The sequence below is a fragment of the Mesorhizobium sp. B2-4-19 genome (genome assembly GCF_006441315.1).
Lineage (GTDB): Bacteria > Pseudomonadota > Alphaproteobacteria > Rhizobiales > Rhizobiaceae > Mesorhizobium.
In genome coordinates, this window is the sequence record NZ_VFUV01000036.1 from 1 (window position 1) to 17,989 (window position 17,989).

The 17,989-nt window shown below is 63.2% G+C and carries 21 protein-coding genes and 1 tRNA gene; 18 read left to right on the top strand and 4 right to left on the bottom strand.

Going from position 1 to position 17,989, the window contains the following annotated elements; all coding sequences use genetic code 11:
• Positions 1-317 precede the first annotated feature (317 nt).
• The 3 genes from leuC to FJ546_RS30800 all read left to right on the top strand — a co-directional run bounded on the left by leuC (position 318) and on the right by FJ546_RS30800 (position 4,360).
• Complete coding sequence (gene leuC / locus FJ546_RS30790; protein WP_140892979.1) at positions 318-1,727, top strand: 3-isopropylmalate dehydratase large subunit; 1,410 nt, start codon at positions 318-320, stop codon at positions 1,725-1,727.
• A gap of 160 nt (positions 1,728-1,887) precedes the next feature.
• Positions 1,888-3,084: a GGDEF domain-containing protein gene (locus FJ546_RS30795; RefSeq protein WP_140892981.1), complete on the top strand. Its 1,197-nt coding sequence runs from the start codon at positions 1,888-1,890 to the stop codon at positions 3,082-3,084.
• A gap of 64 nt (positions 3,085-3,148) precedes the next feature.
• Positions 3,149-4,360: a GGDEF domain-containing protein gene (locus FJ546_RS30800; RefSeq protein WP_140892983.1), complete on the top strand. Its 1,212-nt coding sequence runs from the start codon at positions 3,149-3,151 to the stop codon at positions 4,358-4,360.
• 60 nt (positions 4,361-4,420) lie between these two features.
• On the opposite strand, the gene FJ546_RS30805 is transcribed toward FJ546_RS30800, so the two are convergent.
• The gene (locus tag FJ546_RS30805; RefSeq protein WP_140892984.1) at positions 4,421-4,783 is read right to left on the bottom strand and encodes a hypothetical protein; all 363 of its coding nucleotides are present in this window, start codon (positions 4,781-4,783) and stop codon (positions 4,421-4,423) included.
• Between the two features lie 349 nt (positions 4,784-5,132).
• Here FJ546_RS30805 and FJ546_RS30810 point away from each other — a divergent pair, with 349 nt between their 5' ends.
• The 6 genes from FJ546_RS30810 (at position 5,133) to FJ546_RS30835 (ending at position 9,794) form a co-directional block, all read left to right on the top strand.
• The gene (locus FJ546_RS30810) at positions 5,133-5,573 is read left to right on the top strand and encodes a hypothetical protein (RefSeq protein ID WP_140892986.1); all 441 of its coding nucleotides are present in this window, start codon (positions 5,133-5,135) and stop codon (positions 5,571-5,573) included.
• Between the two features lie 344 nt (positions 5,574-5,917).
• Positions 5,918-6,337: a succinate dehydrogenase, cytochrome b556 subunit gene (sdhC, locus tag FJ546_RS30815; protein WP_140892987.1), complete on the top strand. Its 420-nt coding sequence runs from the start codon at positions 5,918-5,920 to the stop codon at positions 6,335-6,337.
• A gap of 2 nt (positions 6,338-6,339) precedes the next feature.
• On the top strand, positions 6,340-6,738 hold the full coding sequence (sdhD, locus tag FJ546_RS30820) for a succinate dehydrogenase, hydrophobic membrane anchor protein (protein WP_140892989.1): 399 nt from the start codon (positions 6,340-6,342) through the stop codon (positions 6,736-6,738).
• A 1-nt stretch (position 6,739) separates the two neighbouring features.
• Complete coding sequence (gene sdhA, locus FJ546_RS30825) at positions 6,740-8,575, top strand: succinate dehydrogenase flavoprotein subunit (protein ID WP_140892990.1); 1,836 nt, start codon at positions 6,740-6,742, stop codon at positions 8,573-8,575.
• A gap of 2 nt (positions 8,576-8,577) precedes the next feature.
• Entirely contained in the window at positions 8,578-9,015 is a 438-nt protein-coding gene (locus FJ546_RS30830) for a DUF3052 family protein (protein WP_140892992.1), read from the top strand.
• Positions 9,015-9,794 carry a succinate dehydrogenase iron-sulfur subunit gene (locus FJ546_RS30835; protein WP_010912301.1) on the top strand — a complete coding sequence of 260 codons (780 nt, stop codon included), beginning with the start codon at positions 9,015-9,017 and terminating at the stop codon, positions 9,792-9,794. The genes FJ546_RS30830 and FJ546_RS30835 overlap by 1 nt, the downstream gene beginning before the upstream one ends.
• 114 nt (positions 9,795-9,908) lie before the next feature.
• Here the strand turns inward: FJ546_RS30835 and FJ546_RS30840 are convergent.
• Positions 9,909-9,984: transfer RNA gene (locus tag FJ546_RS30840), tRNA-Ser, on the bottom strand.
• Positions 9,985-10,203: 219 nt separating this feature from the next.
• Here FJ546_RS30840 and FJ546_RS30845 point away from each other — a divergent pair.
• Both FJ546_RS30845 and FJ546_RS30850 read left to right on the top strand, forming a co-directional pair.
• The gene (locus FJ546_RS30845; RefSeq protein WP_140892994.1) at positions 10,204-10,677 is read left to right on the top strand and encodes a hypothetical protein; all 474 of its coding nucleotides are present in this window, start codon (positions 10,204-10,206) and stop codon (positions 10,675-10,677) included.
• 216 nt (positions 10,678-10,893) lie between these two features.
• Positions 10,894-11,523, top strand: a complete 630-nt coding sequence (locus FJ546_RS30850; RefSeq protein WP_140892996.1) for a DUF480 domain-containing protein — start codon at positions 10,894-10,896, stop codon at positions 11,521-11,523.
• 101 nt (positions 11,524-11,624) lie between these two features.
• On the opposite strand, the gene FJ546_RS30855 is transcribed toward FJ546_RS30850, so the two are convergent.
• Positions 11,625-12,050, bottom strand: a complete 426-nt coding sequence (locus FJ546_RS30855) for an OsmC family protein (protein WP_010912297.1) — start codon at positions 12,048-12,050, stop codon at positions 11,625-11,627.
• Here FJ546_RS30855 and FJ546_RS31865 point away from each other — a divergent pair.
• The 4 genes from FJ546_RS31865 to FJ546_RS30875 all read left to right on the top strand — a co-directional run bounded on the left by FJ546_RS31865 (position 12,049) and on the right by FJ546_RS30875 (position 14,125).
• The gene (locus FJ546_RS31865) at positions 12,049-12,498 is read left to right on the top strand and encodes a hypothetical protein (RefSeq protein WP_246687031.1); all 450 of its coding nucleotides are present in this window, start codon (positions 12,049-12,051) and stop codon (positions 12,496-12,498) included. The two genes, FJ546_RS30855 and FJ546_RS31865, sit on opposite strands and share 2 nt — an antisense overlap.
• Positions 12,499-12,509: 11 nt before the next feature.
• The gene (locus FJ546_RS30865) at positions 12,510-12,866 is read left to right on the top strand and encodes a YciI family protein (protein WP_140892997.1); all 357 of its coding nucleotides are present in this window, start codon (positions 12,510-12,512) and stop codon (positions 12,864-12,866) included.
• 159 nt (positions 12,867-13,025) lie between these two features.
• Entirely contained in the window at positions 13,026-13,553 is a 528-nt protein-coding gene (locus FJ546_RS30870; RefSeq protein WP_095774769.1) for a hypothetical protein, read from the top strand.
• A 173-nt stretch (positions 13,554-13,726) separates the two neighbouring features.
• On the top strand, positions 13,727-14,125 hold the full coding sequence (locus FJ546_RS30875) for a GFA family protein (RefSeq protein ID WP_140892999.1): 399 nt from the start codon (positions 13,727-13,729) through the stop codon (positions 14,123-14,125).
• On the opposite strand, the gene FJ546_RS30880 is transcribed toward FJ546_RS30875, so the two are convergent.
• Complete coding sequence (locus tag FJ546_RS30880) at positions 14,122-15,381, bottom strand: ubiquinone biosynthesis hydroxylase (RefSeq protein WP_140893000.1); 1,260 nt, start codon at positions 15,379-15,381, stop codon at positions 14,122-14,124. The two genes, FJ546_RS30875 and FJ546_RS30880, sit on opposite strands and share 4 nt — an antisense overlap.
• A 99-nt stretch (positions 15,382-15,480) precedes the next feature.
• Here FJ546_RS30880 and tesB point away from each other — a divergent pair, with 99 nt between their 5' ends.
• The 3 genes from tesB to FJ546_RS30895 all read left to right on the top strand — a co-directional run.
• A complete protein-coding gene (gene tesB / locus FJ546_RS30885; protein ID WP_140893002.1) occupies positions 15,481-16,341 on the top strand; it encodes an acyl-CoA thioesterase II in 861 nt (286 codons plus the stop codon).
• Between the two features lie 322 nt (positions 16,342-16,663).
• Positions 16,664-17,002 (top strand): P-II family nitrogen regulator, encoded by a 339-nt coding sequence (locus tag FJ546_RS30890; protein ID WP_013528889.1) that lies wholly within the window; start codon positions 16,664-16,666, stop codon positions 17,000-17,002.
• A gap of 205 nt (positions 17,003-17,207) precedes the next feature.
• A partial coding sequence (locus FJ546_RS30895) for an ammonium transporter (protein ID WP_246687033.1) occupies positions 17,208-17,989 on the top strand: 782 nt, incomplete at its 3' end.

Genomic DNA, 17,989 nt, shown 5'->3' on the forward strand with positions numbered 1-17,989 from the left:
CCCAGCCTCCATTGGCTGGCGATAAAACCGGACAACTCATGTGCTACCTAATCCGGACAACTCATGTGCTTACGACACGCAGCGCACGGCGCAATTGCCGAAAAGCCAAAACATTGGTATGAGCCACGCCATGGAAGAGCTTTTTGGCGATCCGGCCTACAAGGGGTTCGTGCTGCAGGACAGAAAACGCCTGCCGTCGCGCTTCTCCGCGCGCGTCTGCGGCGCTTTGACCAGCCGACTTAGCTAGACCGCTTTCGCCGGGCCAAGGGCTTGCGGCGTTACACTCTTCCCATTCTCATATCGACGGATTTACGCACATGAGCGCACCGCGCACCCTCTACGACAAGATTTTCGACGACCACGTCGTCGACCGCCAGGACGACGGTACCTGCCTGCTCTATATCGACCGCCATCTGGTCCATGAAGTGACCAGCCCGCAGGCCTTCGAAGGCCTGCGCCTGAGCGGCAGAAAAGTCCGCCATCCGGAAAAGACGTTGGCCGTCGTCGATCACAATGTCTCGACCTCGCCCGAGCGCAAGTTCGGCATCAAGAACGAGGAAAGCCGCATCCAGGTCGAGGCGCTGGCCAAGAACGCCAAGGACTTCGGCGTCGAATATTATTCCGAGAACGATATCCGCCAGGGCATCGTCCACATCATCGGCCCAGAACAGGGCTTTACGCTGCCCGGCATGACCATCGTTTGCGGCGACAGCCACACTTCGACGCATGGCGCGTTCGGCGCGCTGGCGCACGGCATCGGCACGTCGGAAGTCGAGCATGTGCTGGCGACGCAGACGCTGATCCAGCGCAAGGCCAAGAACATGCTGGTGCGCGTCGACGGCCAGTTGCCGGAAGGCGTCACGGCCAAGGACATCATCCTTGCCATCATCGGCGAGATCGGCACTGCCGGCGGCACCGGCTACGTCATCGAATATGCCGGCGAGGCGATCCGCTCGCTGTCGATGGAAGGCCGCATGACGATCTGCAACATGTCGATCGAGGGCGGTGCGCGCGCCGGGCTGATCGCCGCCGACGAGACCACCTTCGCCTATGTCAAGGACAAGCCGCGCGCGCCGAAGGGCGCGGCCTGGGACGCCGCGCTCGCCTACTGGACGACGCTGCAGTCGGACGAAGGCGCGCATTTCGACAAGGTGATCGTGCTCGACGCGGCCAAGCTGCCGCCGATCGTTTCCTGGGGCTCCTCGCCCGAGGATGTCGTCTCCGTGCAAGGCATCGTGCCGAATCCGGACGATATCGCCGACGAGAACAAGCGCACCTCCAAGCAGCGGGCGCTGGACTATATGGGCCTGACGCCGGGCACCAGGATCACCGACATCGCGCTCGACCGTGTCTTCATCGGTTCCTGCACCAATGGCCGCATCGAGGATCTGCGCGCCGCCGCCAAGGTGATCGAGGGCAAGACCGTCAATCCGCGCGTCAACGCCATGATCGTGCCGGGCTCCGGCCTGGTCAAGGAACAGGCGGAAGCCGAGGGTCTCGACAAGATCTTCCTCGCCGCCGGTTTCGACTGGCGCGAGCCGGGTTGCTCGATGTGCCTTGCCATGAACGACGACCGGCTGAAGCCGCATGAACGCTGCGCCTCGACCTCGAACCGCAATTTCGAGGGAAGGCAGGGCTTCAAGGGCCGCACCCATCTGGTGTCGCCGGCCATGGCGGCGGCGGCGGCGATCGCCGGCCACTTCGTCGACATCCGCGACTGGAAATAACCTCCGGTCCACACGTTCCGATGCCGGACCCCGGACTGCATTGCGGTTCCGGGGTCTTTTTCATTTCGCGCGGTCCGCATATGCCTTCGGGCTTAACCGCTTGTTTGGGCTTGCGCCCTAAGGTCTTCCCGGACGTCAAGCGAGGGGAAGTCACCGTCCTTTGGACACCGGCCTGTTCATAGCGCTGCTCAATCCGACGATCGCGCTGGCCCTCGGCGCGGCCTTCTTCGTGCTGTGGGCCTATCAGCGTCACCGGCCCTATCTGGCCGTGCTGGCGCTCAGCTATTGTGTTTCGGCGCCCGGCTTTCTGTTCCAGTATTTCACCTTGCCCATCGGCATGGTGCTGACCAAGCTGGTGTCCAACATCTGCTTCGCCATCGCCGGCTGCTGCCTGTCGGGCGCCATCGTCGCCCGTTATGGCCGCAAGGTGCCCTATGTGGCGATCGGCGTGCTGGCCGGTGGCGGGCTGGCCTCGTTCTGCTGGTTCCTGTTCGTCGCGCCGGATCTCACCTGGCGTATCCTGGCGATGAATTTCGCCTTCGGCGGTCTAAGCCTTCTGGTCACCGCCGAATTGCGGCCGGTGCGCAACAACGGCCCGACCGAGAAGATCCTGTTCGTGCTGTCGCTGCTGTCGGGCCTCAACTTCTTCGTGCGAACCCTCGTCGTCGTCATCGCGCACGGACCGTTCACCAGCTATGACGGGTTCTACGGCTCGTCCTACTGGACGACGGCGCTGCTGTCGCATGCGCTGCTGTCGCTGCTCATCGCGCTTTGCCTGTTCACCGCCGCGGCCCTCGACGTCATGAAGGCCCTGAAGGCCGAGACGCACACCGATCCGCTTTCGGGCCTGCTCAACCGGCGCGGCTTCGAGGAGCGCGCGGCCCAGATCCTGCGGCATTGCGCGGTGGCAAGGTTCCCGGTGGCGCTGGTGCTGGCCGACCTCGATCATTTCAAGGCGCTCAACGATGTGCACGGGCATCCCGCCGGCGATCGGGTGATCGCCGATTTCGCCGCCAAGCTCCGGTCGGCCACCGGCGCGCGCGGCGCTGCCGGACGCATCGGCGGCGAGGAGTTCGCCGTGCTCCTGCCCTTGACCGATCTCGCCGCCGCGCGCCTGTTCGCCGAGGCTGTGCGCACGCTCTATTCGGCAGGCGGCGTCGACGGGCTTCCCGCCGACACCAAGGTCACCGCCAGTTTCGGCGTGGCGGCCCGCAGCGGCGAGGAAGCGCTGGAGCCGTTGATGCGCCGCGCCGACGAGGCGCTTTACAAGGCCAAGAAAAACGGCCGCGACAGTGTGCGCCTGTCGTACGAACGGTCCGAAACGCTGTTCGTACCGGAGCCGTCCAAGGCCGGCTGAAGCCGTACATGTTAACGTCTTTTTCGCCCGTCGGTGTTTAGGTGAGACACGGGGGGCGAAAGAGATGAGCGGCGCGAACTTCATCTTGTTGATCAATCTGTCGGTCGCCGGCCTGCTGGCGGCATCCTTCATGGCGGTCGCGTTTCATGATGTCGGGCGCGCCCCGGCGCGCTGGTTTGCTTGTGGCTATGTCCTGGGCATGGTCTATTCCGCGATCGAATTCAGCATTCCCGCCTTTAGCGATGCCCGGCTGCCGGTGGTCACCGCCTTCGCGGTTTTCCTTGGCGCAACAATAGCCTTCAACGTCGGACTGGCCCGCAAATACGGCGTCGCGCCGCCATGGTCGCCGATGCTGTTCTTCCTGGTCGCCGCCACCATCGTCGTCTATTTCGTGCAAGACCTGCCGCGCCAGTCGCAGGTGCGCATGATGGCCTACCAGCTCCCCTATGCCGTCATGCAATTCGTCGGATTGGCCATCGTCTGGTCGTCCAGGCAAAGGCGCGGCCGGCTCGATCGCATCCTGATGGCGGTGCTCGCCGCCAGCGGCGTGCAGTTCGCCTCAAAGCCGTTCATCGCGCATGCGCTCGGCGGCTGGGGCGCCAATCCGCAGGCCTATCTGCAAAGCAGCTACGCGCTGGTGTCGCAATCACTCGGCACCGTCTTTGCCCTGGCCGTGGCGCTGCTGACCCTGGCCATCCTTGTCCGCGACGTATTGGCCGAAGTGACGTCGAGATCGGAGACCGATACGCTGTCCAGACTGCTCAATCGCGGTGCTTTCACGCGCCAGGCCGAACAGGCCGTGCTTGGCGCCGTGCGGCAAGGCGTGCCGGTCGCGCTGGTCATCGCCGACCTCGATCATTTCAAGAGCATCAACGACAATTTCGGCCATGCCTCCGGCGACCGGGTGATCGAGACCTTTGCCGGTTTCCTGCGCGAAGCCGCCGCTGGGCACCATGTCGCGGGCCGCATCGGCGGCGAGGAATTCGCCATCATCCTGCCCGGAACCAATCTGGCCGCCGCCCGGCTGTTCGCCGAGGGCACGCGCAGCGCGTTCGGCGCGCTGCCCATCGACGGACTGCCGGCGGACAATCGCTGCACGGCGAGTTTCGGGGTTGCCGAACTTCATCCCGGTGAAACCACCGCCGATCTCATGCGGCGCGCCGACGAGGCGCTCTACCTGGCGAAGAATGCCGGGCGCGACTGCGTACGTGTCTCGGCCGGGCCGGGAGGCGAGTGGTCGTCCGGCGCAGTCGTCATCACTTCCAGGTCAGCATGATTTCGGTCGAGCCGTCATCCTGATCCATCTCTTCGCCGTTCCGTGAAACGGCGAATTGCTTTAGCGGCAGGGGCTGAGCTCCGGCATCTCGCCGTCGGAAAGCCCGTACATGTAGCTGCGCCCTTTGACGAAGACCGGCGGCCGGTAGCAATCGCCATAGCCTGAAATCTCGTCGGATTCGTTCTGGTAGATCACCTTGGGCTGGCCGGCGCTGGTGTAGTCGGCCAGCTTCTTGGCCAGCTTGCCTTGGCCGACGATGATGCGCTTGTAGCCGGCGGCGCTGTCGATGACGAGATTGCCGAAGGAATCGGCGTAGACGCGATCCTGGTGGCGCCCATTGGCCAGCGTGGGCGTCGCCAGACCGGCGAGCGAGACCGCCACCATAAGCGCCGAGAGGCGTGATCTGCTTGAGTTCGAACGCATGGTCTTCCCGATGGTTAGAGGCCAAAGCGCGTCGAGACGCGCTTTTTCATTACTTGTCTGGATGCATGTCGTTGCCCCAAAACCGCCGACGCACTTTTGGGCGAGATGCATGGCTCCTCGAATCAGAAATTAACCTTTTCTTAACCTTTGTTAAGAGGCCGCAGCTTTGCGCCGCGATGTCTCGTCAAACATGGTTAATTTCCGACTGGAGGGAAAACCCGATAGCCATCATTCGGCCATGCTTGGCGGCACCATCGCGGCCGGCATCGGATGGACCCAAAGGCAGCCTCGGGGCAACCTTGATCTTGGCGCAACATCGTGGCTAGTCTGCCGCGCGGGAGGACAGCATATGGGGTTACGCCGGACGGTTTGGGTGTCCGTTTTCCCGTTGCTTGCCGTCGTTGCGGCCTGTGTGCCGCAGGATGGCGCGCCGAAGGCGGCCAATGTCGTCTCGCCCGCGCCGGCTCAGCAGTCCATCGCAGCCGCGGCGCCCCCGGCATCGGCGCACCCAGCACCGGCAACCAGGATCACCACCGACCTCACCGCGCCGCGATCCACGGCGGGTACGGCAACCTATGGATGCGGCAATGGCAGCGCGATCACCATCCAGAATCTCGGCTCGTCGTTGCGTGTGATCGAGCCGAATGGCGCGATCGGGGAGTTTGCGGCGTCGCCCGCCAACCAGTCCAGCCGCTACCAGGAAGCCGCCACGCATAACGCAATCGTGATCGACGGGCGTGAGGCGTTGGTGATGAAGAGGGGCTCGACGCCGCAGACCTGCAAGCGCTAGGCCGCACGGCCAAGAAGTCGCTTATGCTGCACTGCAGCGATATCGAGCCGGCTTTGGGTCCTCCACCCCTAATCGATTGAAGCCCGAGCTGCCTTTTTGTCAGACTAAATGACGTTTCCAAAACGATTTTCTGGCTTTGACGCGGTGCAAAAAGAGCATTAGAAACCGCCTGTCCGAAGTCGCAACCGGAAGCGGCAATGCCGCATTTCCATCTGAGGCTAAATCGCGTCGCGCCGAAACGGATTCATGCGACGCGCTTTGGATTCTTGTTTTGTGCATGCCGTCCTCCAAAATCGAGGTCACTTTTGGGCGACATGCACGAAGACGCCGAACCTGGGGGAGCCATGAGCAAATCACCAGCCACCCGCGAATTCGCCAGACGTGAACGGCCGCTTTCGCCGCACCTGACGATCTACCGGCCGCCGATCACCATGACGATGTCGATCATCCATCGCATCACAGGCGGGGCGCTTTATTTCGGCACGCTGCTGGTCACGGTCTGGCTGATGGCGGCGGCGAGCTCTCAAGGCGTCTTCGACTGGGTCAACTGGGCCTTCGGCACGTGGCTCGGCCGGCTCATCCTGTTCGGCTACACCTGGGCGCTGATGCACCACATGCTGGGCGGCGTGCGCCACCTGGTCTGGGATATGGGCGCCGGGCTGGAAAAGCATACGGCCTCGAAGATCGCCTGGGCGACGCTTGTCGGCTCGGTGCTGCTCACCCTGCTGATCTGGATCGCCGGCTACATGGCGCGAGGAGCCTGATCATGAGCGGCAAGAACAACACCGACATGCGCACGCCGCTGGCGAAAGTCCGCGGCCTCGGCTCCGCCCGCGAAGGCACCGGCCATTTCTGGCGCCAGCGGCTGACCGCCATCGCCAACATCCCGCTGATGCTGTTCTTCGTCGGGTTCCTGATCGCGCTCAACGGTTCCGGCTATGCGGAAGTGCGCGCGGCGCTCGCCAATCCGTTCGTGGCGCTGATGCTGGCCCTGGTGCTCATCTCCGGGCTCATCCATATGCGGCTCGGCATGCAGGTAATCATCGAGGATTACATCACCAGCGAAGGCCTGAAGCTGGCGACGATCGCGCTCAACACATTTTTCACCGTAGCGGTCGGCGTCGCCTCGATCTTCGCCCTGCTCAAGCTGGCATTCGGAGGCTGAGTTGGCCAAGGACGCGAAATCAGCCAAAATGGCAGGTTATAATTTTGTCGACCACAAATTCGACGTGGTGGTGGTCGGCGCCGGGGGAGCGGGGCTGCGCGCCACCCTCGGCATGGCCGAACAGGGTCTGCGCACCGCCTGCATCACCAAAGTGTTCCCGACGCGCTCGCACACGGTGGCCGCGCAAGGCGGCATTGCCGCTTCGCTGTCCAATATGGGTCCCGATTCCTGGCAATGGCACATGTTCGACACCGTCAAGGGGTCGGACTGGCTCGGCGATGTCGACGCCATGGAATATCTGGTGCGCGAAGCGCCGGCCGCGGTCTACGAGCTCGAGCACTATGGCGTGCCGTTCTCGCGTACCGAAGAGGGCAAGATCTACCAGCGGCCGTTCGGCGGCCACATGATGAATTACGGCGAAGGCCCGCCGGTGCAGCGCACCTGTGCCGCCGCCGACCGCACCGGCCACGCCATCCTGCACACGCTCTACGGCCAGTCGCTGAAGAACAACGCGCAGTTCTTCATCGAGTATTTCGCCCTCGACTTGATCATGGAGCCGGACGGCACCTGCACCGGCGTCGTTGCCTGGAACCTCGATGACGGCACCATCCACCGCTTCTCGGCCAAGATGGTGGTGCTGGCCACCGGCGGCTATGGCCGCGCCTATTTCTCAGCCACCTCGGCGCACACCTGCACCGGCGACGGCGGCGGCATGGCGTCGCGAGCCGGTTTCCCGCTGCAGGACATGGAATTCGTGCAGTTCCACCCGACCGGCATCTACGGCGCCGGCTGCCTGATCACCGAAGGCGCGCGCGGCGAGGGCGGCTATCTCGTCAATTCCGAGGGCGAGCGCTTCATGGAGCGCTATGCGCCGTCGGCCAAGGACCTCGCCTCGCGCGACGTCGTCTCGCGCTGCATGACGCTGGAGATCCGCGAGGGCCGCGGCGTCGGCAAGAACAAGGACCACATCTTCCTGCATCTCGACCATCTCGATCCGGCCGTGCTGCATGAGCGGCTGCCCGGCATTTCGGAATCGGCCAAGATCTTCGCCGGCGTCGACCTGACCAAGGAGCCGATCCCGGTGCTGCCGACGGTGCACTACAATATGGGCGGCGTGCCGACCAATTACTGGGGCGAGGTGCTGAACCCGACGATGCGCAGCCCCGACAAGGTGTCGCCCGGGCTGATGGCGGTGGGCGAGGCCGGCTGCGCCTCGGTGCACGGCGCCAACCGGCTGGGTTCGAACTCGCTGATCGACCTGGTGGTGTTCGGCCGCGCGGCGGCGATCCGCGCCGGCCAGGTCATCGACCGCAAGTCGGCGATCCCGTCACCCAACGAAGCCTCGGTCGAGAAGATCATGGATCGCTTCGACGGGCTGCGCCACGCCAATGGCTCGACGCCGACGGCCGCGTTGCGCGAGAAGATGCAGAGGGCGATGCAGGAAGACGCCGCCGTGTTCCGCACCCAGGAATCGCTGGAGAAGGGCTGCAAGCGCATTTCGCAGATCTGGGGCGAGCTCAAGGACATCAAAGTGTTCGACCGCTCGATGATCTGGAATTCCGATCTGGTCGAGACGCTGGAGCTGGAAAACCTGATGGCCAACGCCATCACCACCGTCTACAGCGCCGAGGCGCGCAAGGAGAGCCGCGGCGCGCATGCGCGTGAAGACTTTTCCGCGCGCGACGATGCCGCCTGGCGCAAGCACACGCTGGCCAGGGTGAGCGAAGACGGCAAGGTGACGCTCAGCTACCGGCCGGTGCACACCGAGCCGCTGCTGGCCGAAAAGGACGGCGGCATCAGCCTTGCCAAGATCGCGCCCAAGGCCAGGGTGTACTGACAATGGCGCTGGCGTCCTCGGGATATTCCGGCAAGCCCCTTCCGGCCAAGCTCGGCCTGAAGGACGGCATGACTGCCGCCTTCATCGCGCTGCCGGCGGAGCTCGACGACCTGGCCGGCGCCGTCGATTTCGCAGAGGTCGACCGGCTGGCCGAATGGTCCGACATTTCGGGCAGCCATCAAAGATACGACGCCGTACACGCCTTCACCAAACAACGCGCCGAGATCGAGGATCGCCTTGGCGATGTCGAGGCGGCGATCAAGCGTGACGGCATGGTCTGGGTATCGTGGCCGAAGAAGGCATCGAAAGTGCCGACCGACGTCACCGAGGGTATCGTGCGCACTGAAGCGCTGAAGCGCGACCTTGTCGACGTCAAGGTCGCCGCCGTGAATGAAATCTGGTCCGGGCTGAAGCTCGTCATCCGAAAGGACCTGAGGTAATGGTCGAACTGACGCTTCCCAAGAATTCGAAGATCCAGCAGGGCAAGACCTGGCCGAAGCCGGAAGGCGCCACCAATCTGCGGGAATACCGCATCTACCGCTGGTCGCCGGACGATGACGAGAACCCGCGCATCGACACCTATTTCGTCGACATGGACGATTGCGGGCCGATGGTGCTCGATGCGCTGCTGTGGATCAAGAACAAGATCGACCCGACGCTGACCTTGCGCCGCTCCTGCCGCGAAGGCATTTGCGGCTCCTGCGCCATGAACATCGACGGCTCCAACACGCTGGCCTGCACCAAGGGCTGCGACGACATTTCCGGTGCGGTAAAGGTCTATCCGCTGCCGCATATGCAGGTGGTGAAGGACCTGGTGCCCGACCTCACCAATTTCTACGCCCAGCACGCCTCGATCGAGCCGTGGCTGAAGACGGTGTCGCCGCAGCCGGCCAAGGAATGGCTGCAGAGCCATGAGGACCGCGAAAAGCTCGACGGGCTCTACGAGTGCATATTGTGCGCCTGCTGCTCGACCTCGTGCCCGAGCTACTGGTGGAACGGTGACCGCTATCTCGGCCCGGCGACCCTCTTGCAGGCCTATCGCTGGCTGATCGACAGCCGCGACGAAGCCAAGGGCGAGCGGCTCGACAATCTCGAAGACCCGTTCCGGCTCTATCGCTGCCACACCATCATGAACTGCGCGCAGACCTGCCCCAAGGGCCTCAACCCGGCCAAGGCGATCGCCGAGATCAAGAAGATGATGGTGGAGCGGCGGGTTTAGCTGCCGGATGCGGTCGATGACTATCGCACCGGAAGCCGTCGAGGCGGCCGGGAACCGCACCCTCTATTTTTGGCAGTCACCTATTTACTGGAATGCGACTGTTAGACACGCAGAGAGAGTGGGCGGGGCTCGAACCCGCGTCCTCTCGCTTAGCAGGCGAGCGCTCTATCCAACTGAGGCTACCACTGCGTAACCCTTGCGGGTTGATCGTGTTCGCACGACCGGCGGGAATATGGGATAGCCGCTGTGCGGTTTCAAGTCACTTGCTCCGACGCAATGAATACCTTTGGATACAGGTAACGAAATCTACGGTCGCGCATCAATCGACTCGCCTTCCCCCAAGAATCAGGCAAGCTACATCCTAGTTCAGCCAATTGAGTCGATGAAACTCTGACAATTGGAGAGATCAATGGTGCGCAGGATTCGAGCAGGCAACGTAAAAACCGCTTTGTATGAAATTACGAAGGAACTGGTGGCAAAAGGCACATACTCTACTCCAAATGCTGTCAGGGAATTGAGATCTAAACACGGAAAGGCAGTCGACGCCGATCTCCAAGACGTCTTGGATATGGGCCTAAAAGTTATTGCTGGCATTGTTCGTTCCAGGCCCAATGGGAGTGCCGACCAAGGTGATCTCACGCGGGAACTGGGTATCCGAGAATTTGAGACGTTCTTCTTTAACGGCCCAGACGGAAAATCCGAGAGTAAGGTCGTGAATGTTTTGGATTCGACCCTTGAGGTCTATGACGCTCGCGTGGTTCCAGTGAAAAAATCGCGCGCTGCGCTGAATGTAAAAGAGGGTTCAGCCAAATATTTCGAAGAGATGCGAGAGCAGGGACTGGTGGGTGTGACGCTTCGTAGATACCTCGCTGATCGGAGGTAGAACCTGCGGTGCGGCAGATGTTTGGCTCGCGCGTCGAGCGCAATGAGCTTCAGCTCGCAGTTCTCGCTCACTGCGCCGCTACCATGTGTCCGACGCCAGCGCCTTGATGCGGGAAAAGAACTGAAAAGTGTGACGCTTCGTAGCGCATCCGTCGGTCGAAAATGGGAGACGTTTCGCGAACGGTCATGGTATCGGAAGCTTTGGGTATAGAAATCCATGAGCGAAGACCTTCCCATCCTCTCCCCCATCGAAGCGCGCGTGCTCGGCTGCCTGATCGAGAAGAAGGAGCTGACGCCGGATGTCTATCCGCTGACGCTCAACGCGGCCCTTGCCGCCGCCAACCAGAAGACGGCGCGCGACCCGGTCATGGCGCTGGAACAGACGGAGGTGCACCGGGCCCTGAAGCTGCTCGAGCAGAAGGGGCTGGTGCGGCAGATGTTCGGCTCGCGCGTCGAGCGCTACGAGCATCAGATGGCGCAGCGCTTCTCGCTGACCACGCCGCAGACCGCCTTGATCGGCCTGCTCCTGCTGCGCGGACCGCAGACGGCGCATGAACTGTTGGCTCGAGCCGAGCGCATGGCGCGGTTTTCATCGATCGAAGATCTGCGCTGTGAACTCGACATGCTGATCGGCCGCCGGCCGCCGCTGGTGCAGGAAATCCCACGCGGGCCAGGCCAGCGCGAGGACCGCTACGTGCATCTTCTCGCCGGCCCGGTGGACGTTGCGGCTTTATCGGCGCAACGCAGTACGCCGGCCATGCCTCACTCCGACCTGGAAGCGAGGGTGGAGGCGCTGGAGCAGGAGCTCGCTGCCCTTCGCGCCAGGCTTGACGCGCTGGGCGCCTAGGCAACTGGCAATCATTCGAGATGTTGGCCCTCTGTCCTGCCGGACATCTCCCCCTCAAAGGGGGAGATTGGCAGCTTCTACACCGGCGCTTGTCAGTTTTCTCAGCCGAGCCTGGCGTCGAGCGACACCTTGATGGCGCCAAGCGCCTTGGAGACCGGGCATTCGGCCTTGGCTTTCTCGGCCAGTTCCTTGAATTTCGCCGCATCGATGCCGGGCACCTTGCCGACCAGCGTGATCGCGCTGCCGGTGATGCCGGTGCCTGGAACCAGCGTCACCACCGCCTTGGCGTCGAGTTCGGCGGCGGGCGTGCCGTTCTCGGCCAGGAAGTGCGAAAGCTGCATGGCGTAGCAGCCGGCATGCGCAGCCGCGATCAGCTCTTCCGGGTTGGTGCCGGATTTGCCGCTTTCGTCCTCGAAGCGCGCCTTGAACGAATAGGGCGTGCCCTTGAGCGTCCCGCTCTGGCTGTCGAGCGTGCCTTTGCCCTCTTTCAGATTGCCTTTCCAGACGGCGGTTGCGGTGCGGTCCATGAAGTCCTCCTTGGTTGTCGTGAACTTGGCCCGGGCGAGCCCCGGTGTCCGGTCAACTATAGCGCGGGTGGGCGCGAAGACCACTGCGCTGTTTGGACCACGGCACAATGACGGCGCATTTGCCTTCGGAAAAAGTTTTGGGGTTTCCGGAAAAAAGATCCGCGCAAAAATGTCGACTTCCATGCGGCCCGGCCGTCCTGTGGGCGGCCATGGGATTTGTGGCCTGATGGAGGTTCACATGCACAATCTGTTTTTCGCACTGTGGAAGAGCCCGGGCCACGGGCCTGAGCGACAGGAAGACTTCTGGCTGGATCCGCCGGCGCCCGGCTTCGGCCGGCTGCTTGCGGCGGTCGCCATCATCGGGGTCGGGGTGTGCTTTCTCGACCATGCGGCGGTCAAAGGCCCGGCTGACAGCCTGATCGCCTCATCCTATGATTCGTCGCGATAAGGGAGATGGACATGCGATATGTTTGCCTGGTTTATGGTGAGGAGAAAGATCTCCACGCCATGACGACAGAGCGGTTGGCCAAGCTCGACGCCGATTCGCTGGCCCATGACCGGTCATTGGACCAACGCGGGATGCTGATCATCGCGCAAGCGCTGCAACCGGTGAAAACCTCGAAATCCGTTCGCAGGCGCCAGGGCAAGCGGCTGGTCACCGACGGCCCGTTCGCCGAAACAAAGGAGCAGTTGCTCGGTTTCGTCATGATCGAGGCGAAGGATCTCGACGAGGCGCTGGAAATGGCCGGCGAGATCCCGCTGGCCGAGATCGGCACCATCGAGGTGCGCGCGATCTACAACGTGCCGGGGTCATAGATGGCGTCCGGCTTCGACGGCAAGGCCCGTGGGCCAGGCTTGTTATTCGCCTAAGCTTCACCAGCCGCAAATTGAATTTTCTTCGCCGCAAGCAACCCGCGCGTGTTGAAGCAGCGCGACAGTTCTCTTATCGTCCCTCGGATTTCCGGGGGATTTGACATGCCTTTCCTGATTGCTGTCCTTGGCGTGCTGGGAGCGGCTGCGTTCTGGTGGTACCGGATGAAGGCCATGAACGACGCCGCGCGCGAGGTCGCCGATGTCGTCGGGCGCGTGCAAGGCAACATCAGGCGCAAGAAACTGCGCAAGCAGGCGGCCCTGTCGCCGCTGACGGCGATCGACGATCCGGTGGTGGCCGCCGCGACGCTGATTGCATCGATCGTCTCCGAGAATGGGCCTATCCTGCCGCAGCGCGAAGCCGTCATCCGGGCGGTGATCTCCGAGATCGCCGACAAGAAGAAGACCGACGAGGCGGTGATCTACGCCAAATGGGCGGCCTCACAGATCGACGACACCACCGTCGTCATCGACAAGCTGGCGCCGTTCCTGCGCGAGCGTCTCGACGTCGCCGAGCGCAACGATCTGCTGCAGATGGTCAACCGCGCCGCCCAAGGTGGCGAGAAGCGCCTCGAGATCGCCGACCAGCGCATGCTGCGGCTGCGGCAAAAGCTGGGTTTTGAAGTGAACTAGGCTGTGCAGCCAACGCGTAGTGAATGCAGCCTGGAGGCAACGCCTCGCGCACGCGAACACAATCGCTTGCTTCGAGTCGGAATTGGGCTCCAGCTCAGCGCATTTCATGGCGGCTCCCCCCACTGCGACCGGTATAAATTATCGGTCAGTCGATTGGCTCAAGGAGAATTCGCATGCGCGGTCATTGTCTATGTGGCGCCATTGCTTTCGAGGTCGATGGTCCGGCACAAGCATGCGTAAGCTGTCATTGTGAAAGTTGTCGCCGGCAATGTTCTGCGCCGATGACCACCTATATTGGCGTCTTGGACCACCAATGGCGATGGCTGGGCAAGCCACCGAAGGTATTCAACTCTTCTCCCGGTGTGGAAAGAGCATTTTGCGATCACTGTGGCTCGCCACTGTCTTTCCGCTCAAGGAACATGTCCGGCGTCATGCATTTCTTTGCCGCGGCGATGGAGGAGCCGGAAAAATTTGCACCAACACTGCATGTCGCTTTTGAGGAGAAGCTCCCCTGGTTGAAATTCGCCGACGGCCTGCCGACGCGTTTTGGGCCTGACTATACGAAAGGCTAGATCGCCTCGCCTTTCAGCAGCCGCGGCGTGTTTGCGGACAATCCCGACGCCTGCCGGATGAAAAACTCCTTCAGGCGCGGCATGCGCTCGACGAGGCCGAGGCCGATGTCGCGGACGGCGCGCAGCGGGGTGATGTCGTTGGAAAACAGCCGGTTCAGCACATCCGTCGTGACGCCCATCTGCACCGTGTCGAAACGGCGCCATTGCTGGTAGCGTTCGAGCACGTCGAGCGCGCCGATGTCCTGGCCCAGCCTGTCGGCCTCGACGATTACTTCGGCAAGCGCCGCCACGTCCTTGAAGCCGAGATTGAGGCCCTGGCCGGCGATCGGATGGATGCCGTGGGCGGCGTCGCCGGCAAGGGCCACGCGCGGAGCGACGAAGGCGCGCGCGATGGTCAGGCCGAGCGGCCACGCGCGCGGCTTGTCGGCGACGCGGATCTCGCCGAGCTTCAGGCCGAAACGCTGTTCGAGCTCATGCTCGAAGACGAGATCGTCGCCTTCCACCAGCGCTTTGGCGTCCTGCGTGCGTTCGACCCAGACGATCGACGAGCGGTTTGTGCCGTCCTCATCGGGTTTCAGCGGCAGCGTGGCGAAGGGGCCGGCCGGCAAGAAGTGCTCTTCGGCACGGCCATTGTGCGGGCGTTCATGCGCCACAGTGCAGACGATGCCGGACTGGCCATAGTCCCACTTCACCGTCTTGATGCCGGCCATGTCGCGCAGCTTCGAATTGACGCCGTCGGCGGCGACCAGCAACCGTGCGGTCAACGCGGCCCCGTCGGCCAGATGCACGGTGATACCGGCGGCATTGGTCTCGAAACCCTGCACGGCGACACCTTCGATGATGTCGATGCCGAGCGTTTCGGCCCTGGCGCGCAAGGCGCCGTTGAGCGACTTGTTGGCGACCATATGGGCGAAGGGCTCGCCCGGCGCCACTTCGCCGCCGAAGGTCAGGAACACCGGGCGCACCGGATCGGCGCTGCGCGAATCGGTGATGATCATCTCGGTGATCGCCTGCGCCTGCGGCGCGATCTCGGCCCAGACGCCGAGTTGGTCGAGCATGCGGCAGGCGGCCGCGGCGATGGCCGAGGCGCGGCCGTCCCTTTGCCAGGCGCCGGCGGGCGCGGCATCGACCAGCGCCACGGCCAGATGCGGTCGCGCCTGCTTCAGCGAGACGGCGGTGGCCAGGCCGACATAGCCGGCGCCGGCGACGAGAACATCGAGCCCGGATCTGGTCTTGGCGTCCGCCTTGCGTTCCATTGTCTTGGCTCCTTGCGCGCCGGCCCTGGCCCGCGCCCTTGACGGCTCGTTCTTCCTGTCGGAAACCGCCATAGCAATTTTGCGGCGAGGTCACAAAACATGACGGCGGCGATCGACGAGCTTCTGAGCATTCTCGACCTCGAGAGGCTGGAACACAATCTGTATCGTGGTCGCAGCCCCCAGGTGGAGTGGCAGCGCGTGTTCGGCGGCCAGACCATCGCCCAGGCGCTGGTTGCGGCGCAGCGGACGGTGGAACCGGACCGCTTCGTGCATTCGCTGCACGGCTATTTCATGCGGCCGGGCGATATCAAGGTGCCGATCGTCTACGAGGTCGACCGCATCCGCGACGGCGGCTCCTTCACCACCCGACGCGTGCTGGCGATCCAGCATGGACAGGCGATCTTTTCGCTGGAAGCCTCGTTCCAGGTCGACGAGAAGGGGCTGGAGCACCAGTTCGCGCTGCCCGACGACGTGCCGCCGCCGGAAGGGCTGCTGACGCAGCGCCAGCTGCTCGAAAGAGCCGAACGCGTGCCGGAGGCGGTGCGCCGCTTCTGGGCGCGCGAGCGGCCGCTGGAGCTCAGGCCGGTCAATCTCCAGCACTATGAAAGCCGCGACAAGCTGCCGCCCCGGCAGAATGTCTGGATCCGCCTTGCCGGCCCGGTTCCCGACGACCGCGCGCTGCAATCGGTGCTGCTGGCCTATCTCTCGGACATGACGCTGCTGGACACCTCGACCTTCGCGCATGGGCGCGGCCTGTTCGATCCCGACATCCAGGCGGCGAGTCTCGACCATTCGATGTGGTTCCACCGGCCGCATTCGCTCGACGGCTGGCTGCTCTATGCGCAGGACAGCCCGTCGAGTTCGGGATCGCGCGGCTTCAGCCGCGGCACGCTCTACGCGCGCGACGGCACGCTGATCGCCTCGATGGCCCAGGAAGGCTTGATCCGGCTCAAGCGTTGAGCGTTGCGAGTCTTGTTTGAGCAGGATCACCGGACAAACGAAAACCGTTTGTCCGAGAAAACCCGGCTCGGCTTTGAGGGGTCATGCTCAAAGCCGGCAAATTAGGCAATTTCGAAAAATTGCATATTTTTTGAGCATGTGATGTGCCGCAGGCATTGGCACTTGCTGCCTCCAATCGCTAAATTCACTTTTTTTACAATAGTTTAACATGCTGCTTCGGCACTTGGCACGGGGCTTGAATCCTTGTGGGCACTCTCCGGCTCTTTGGGATCGGTGAAGTCGAGCAAACGCGGGGGACCGCAACAGCAAAGGGTGAAACCTTATGAAAATCGTGATGGCAATCATCAAGCCGTTCAAGCTGGACGAGGTACGCGAAGCGCTCACCGCCGTCGGCATCCAGGGCCTGACCGTCACCGAAGTCAAAGGCTACGGGCGTCAGAAGGGACATACGGAAATCTATCGCGGCGCGGAATACGCGGTCAGTTTCCTGCCGAAGATCAAGATCGAGGTCGCTGTCAGTGCCGACATGGTCGACAAGGCCGTCGAAGCCATCACCGCAGCGGCCAAGACCGGCCAGATCGGCGACGGCAAGATCTTCGTTTTCGGCATCGATCAGGCGGTGCGCATCCGCACCGGCGAAACAGACACCGACGCGCTCTGAGCGGCGAACACGTATTCCAATGGAGAGTTCAATGAATATTTCTTCCACCTTGAAGACGACGGGGCGGGCGGCCCTTCTGGGCTCGCTTGCTCTGGCAGCATTGGGCAGCGTCGCCGCCTTTGCGCAGCAAGCCGCTCCGGCCGCTGCCGCCGCCGCGCCTGCTGCCGCGCCCACCCCGGTGCTCGACACCGGCAACACCGCCTGGATGCTGACCTCCACGGCCCTGGTGCTGATGATGACCATTCCGGGCCTGGCGCTGTTCTACGGCGGCATGGTACGCAAGAAGAACGTGCTCGCCACCATCATGCAGAGCTTTGCCATCACCTGCCTGGTGACGGTGCTGTGGTTCATGTTCGGCTATTCGCTGGCCTTCACCACCAATGAATCCGCCAGCATGAACAACTACATCGGCGGCTTCTCGAGGTTCTTCCATCACGGCGTCACCGTTTCGACGCTGTGGCTGCCGGGGGTCGCGAACATTCCCGAGTTCGTCTTCTCGATGTTCCAGATGACCTTCGCCATCATCACGCCTGCCCTCATCGCCGGTGCCTTCGCCGAGCGCATGAAGTTCTCGGCGCTGCTGATCTTCATGGCGCTGTGGCTGCTGGTCGTCTATGCGCCGATCGCGCATTGGGTCTGGGGTGGCGGCTTCCTTGGCGCGGCCGGCGTGCTCGACTTCGCCGGCGGCACGGTCGTCCACATCAACGCCGGCGTCGCCGGCCTGGTCTGCGCGCTGGTCCTGGGCAAGCGCGAAGGCTACGGCACCACTAACATGGCGCCGCACAACCTGGTCTATTCGGTGATCGGCGCCTCGCTGCTGTGGGTCGGCTGGTTCGGCTTCAACGCCGGTTCGGAACTGGCGGCCGACGGCCTTGCCGGTGCCGCCATGCTGAACACCCAGGTCGCCACCGCCGCGGCGGCTCTCGCCTGGATGTTCGCCGAATGGATCGTCGCCAAGAAGCCCTCGGTGCTCGGCATCATCTCGGG

Coding starts and splice junctions, on each gene's coding strand:
- leuC (WP_140892979.1), top strand. CDS start 318: ATGAGCGCACCGCGCACCCTCTACGACAAGATTTTCGACGACCACGTC.
- FJ546_RS30800 (WP_140892983.1), top strand. CDS start 3,149: ATGAGCGGCGCGAACTTCATCTTGTTGATCAATCTGTCGGTCGCCGGC.
- FJ546_RS30805 (WP_140892984.1), bottom strand. CDS start 4,783: ATGCGTTCGAACTCAAGCAGATCACGCCTCTCGGCGCTTATGGTGGCG.
- FJ546_RS30810 (WP_140892986.1), top strand. CDS start 5,133: ATGGGGTTACGCCGGACGGTTTGGGTGTCCGTTTTCCCGTTGCTTGCC.
- sdhC (WP_140892987.1), top strand. CDS start 5,918: ATGAGCAAATCACCAGCCACCCGCGAATTCGCCAGACGTGAACGGCCG.
- sdhD (WP_140892989.1), top strand. CDS start 6,340: ATGAGCGGCAAGAACAACACCGACATGCGCACGCCGCTGGCGAAAGTC.
- FJ546_RS30830 (WP_140892992.1), top strand. CDS start 8,578: ATGGCGCTGGCGTCCTCGGGATATTCCGGCAAGCCCCTTCCGGCCAAG.
- FJ546_RS30835 (WP_010912301.1), top strand. CDS start 9,015: ATGGTCGAACTGACGCTTCCCAAGAATTCGAAGATCCAGCAGGGCAAG.
- FJ546_RS30845 (WP_140892994.1), top strand. CDS start 10,204: ATGGTGCGCAGGATTCGAGCAGGCAACGTAAAAACCGCTTTGTATGAA.
- FJ546_RS30850 (WP_140892996.1), top strand. CDS start 10,894: ATGAGCGAAGACCTTCCCATCCTCTCCCCCATCGAAGCGCGCGTGCTC.
- FJ546_RS31865 (WP_246687031.1), top strand. CDS start 12,049: ATGAAGTCCTCCTTGGTTGTCGTGAACTTGGCCCGGGCGAGCCCCGGT.
- FJ546_RS30855 (WP_010912297.1), bottom strand. CDS start 12,050: ATGGACCGCACCGCAACCGCCGTCTGGAAAGGCAATCTGAAAGAGGGC.
- FJ546_RS30865 (WP_140892997.1), top strand. CDS start 12,510: ATGCGATATGTTTGCCTGGTTTATGGTGAGGAGAAAGATCTCCACGCC.
- FJ546_RS30870 (WP_095774769.1), top strand. CDS start 13,026: ATGCCTTTCCTGATTGCTGTCCTTGGCGTGCTGGGAGCGGCTGCGTTC.
- FJ546_RS30875 (WP_140892999.1), top strand. CDS start 13,727: ATGCGCGGTCATTGTCTATGTGGCGCCATTGCTTTCGAGGTCGATGGT.
- FJ546_RS30880 (WP_140893000.1), bottom strand. CDS start 15,381: ATGGAACGCAAGGCGGACGCCAAGACCAGATCCGGGCTCGATGTTCTC.
- tesB (WP_140893002.1), top strand. CDS start 15,481: ATGACGGCGGCGATCGACGAGCTTCTGAGCATTCTCGACCTCGAGAGG.
- FJ546_RS30890 (WP_013528889.1), top strand. CDS start 16,664: ATGAAAATCGTGATGGCAATCATCAAGCCGTTCAAGCTGGACGAGGTA.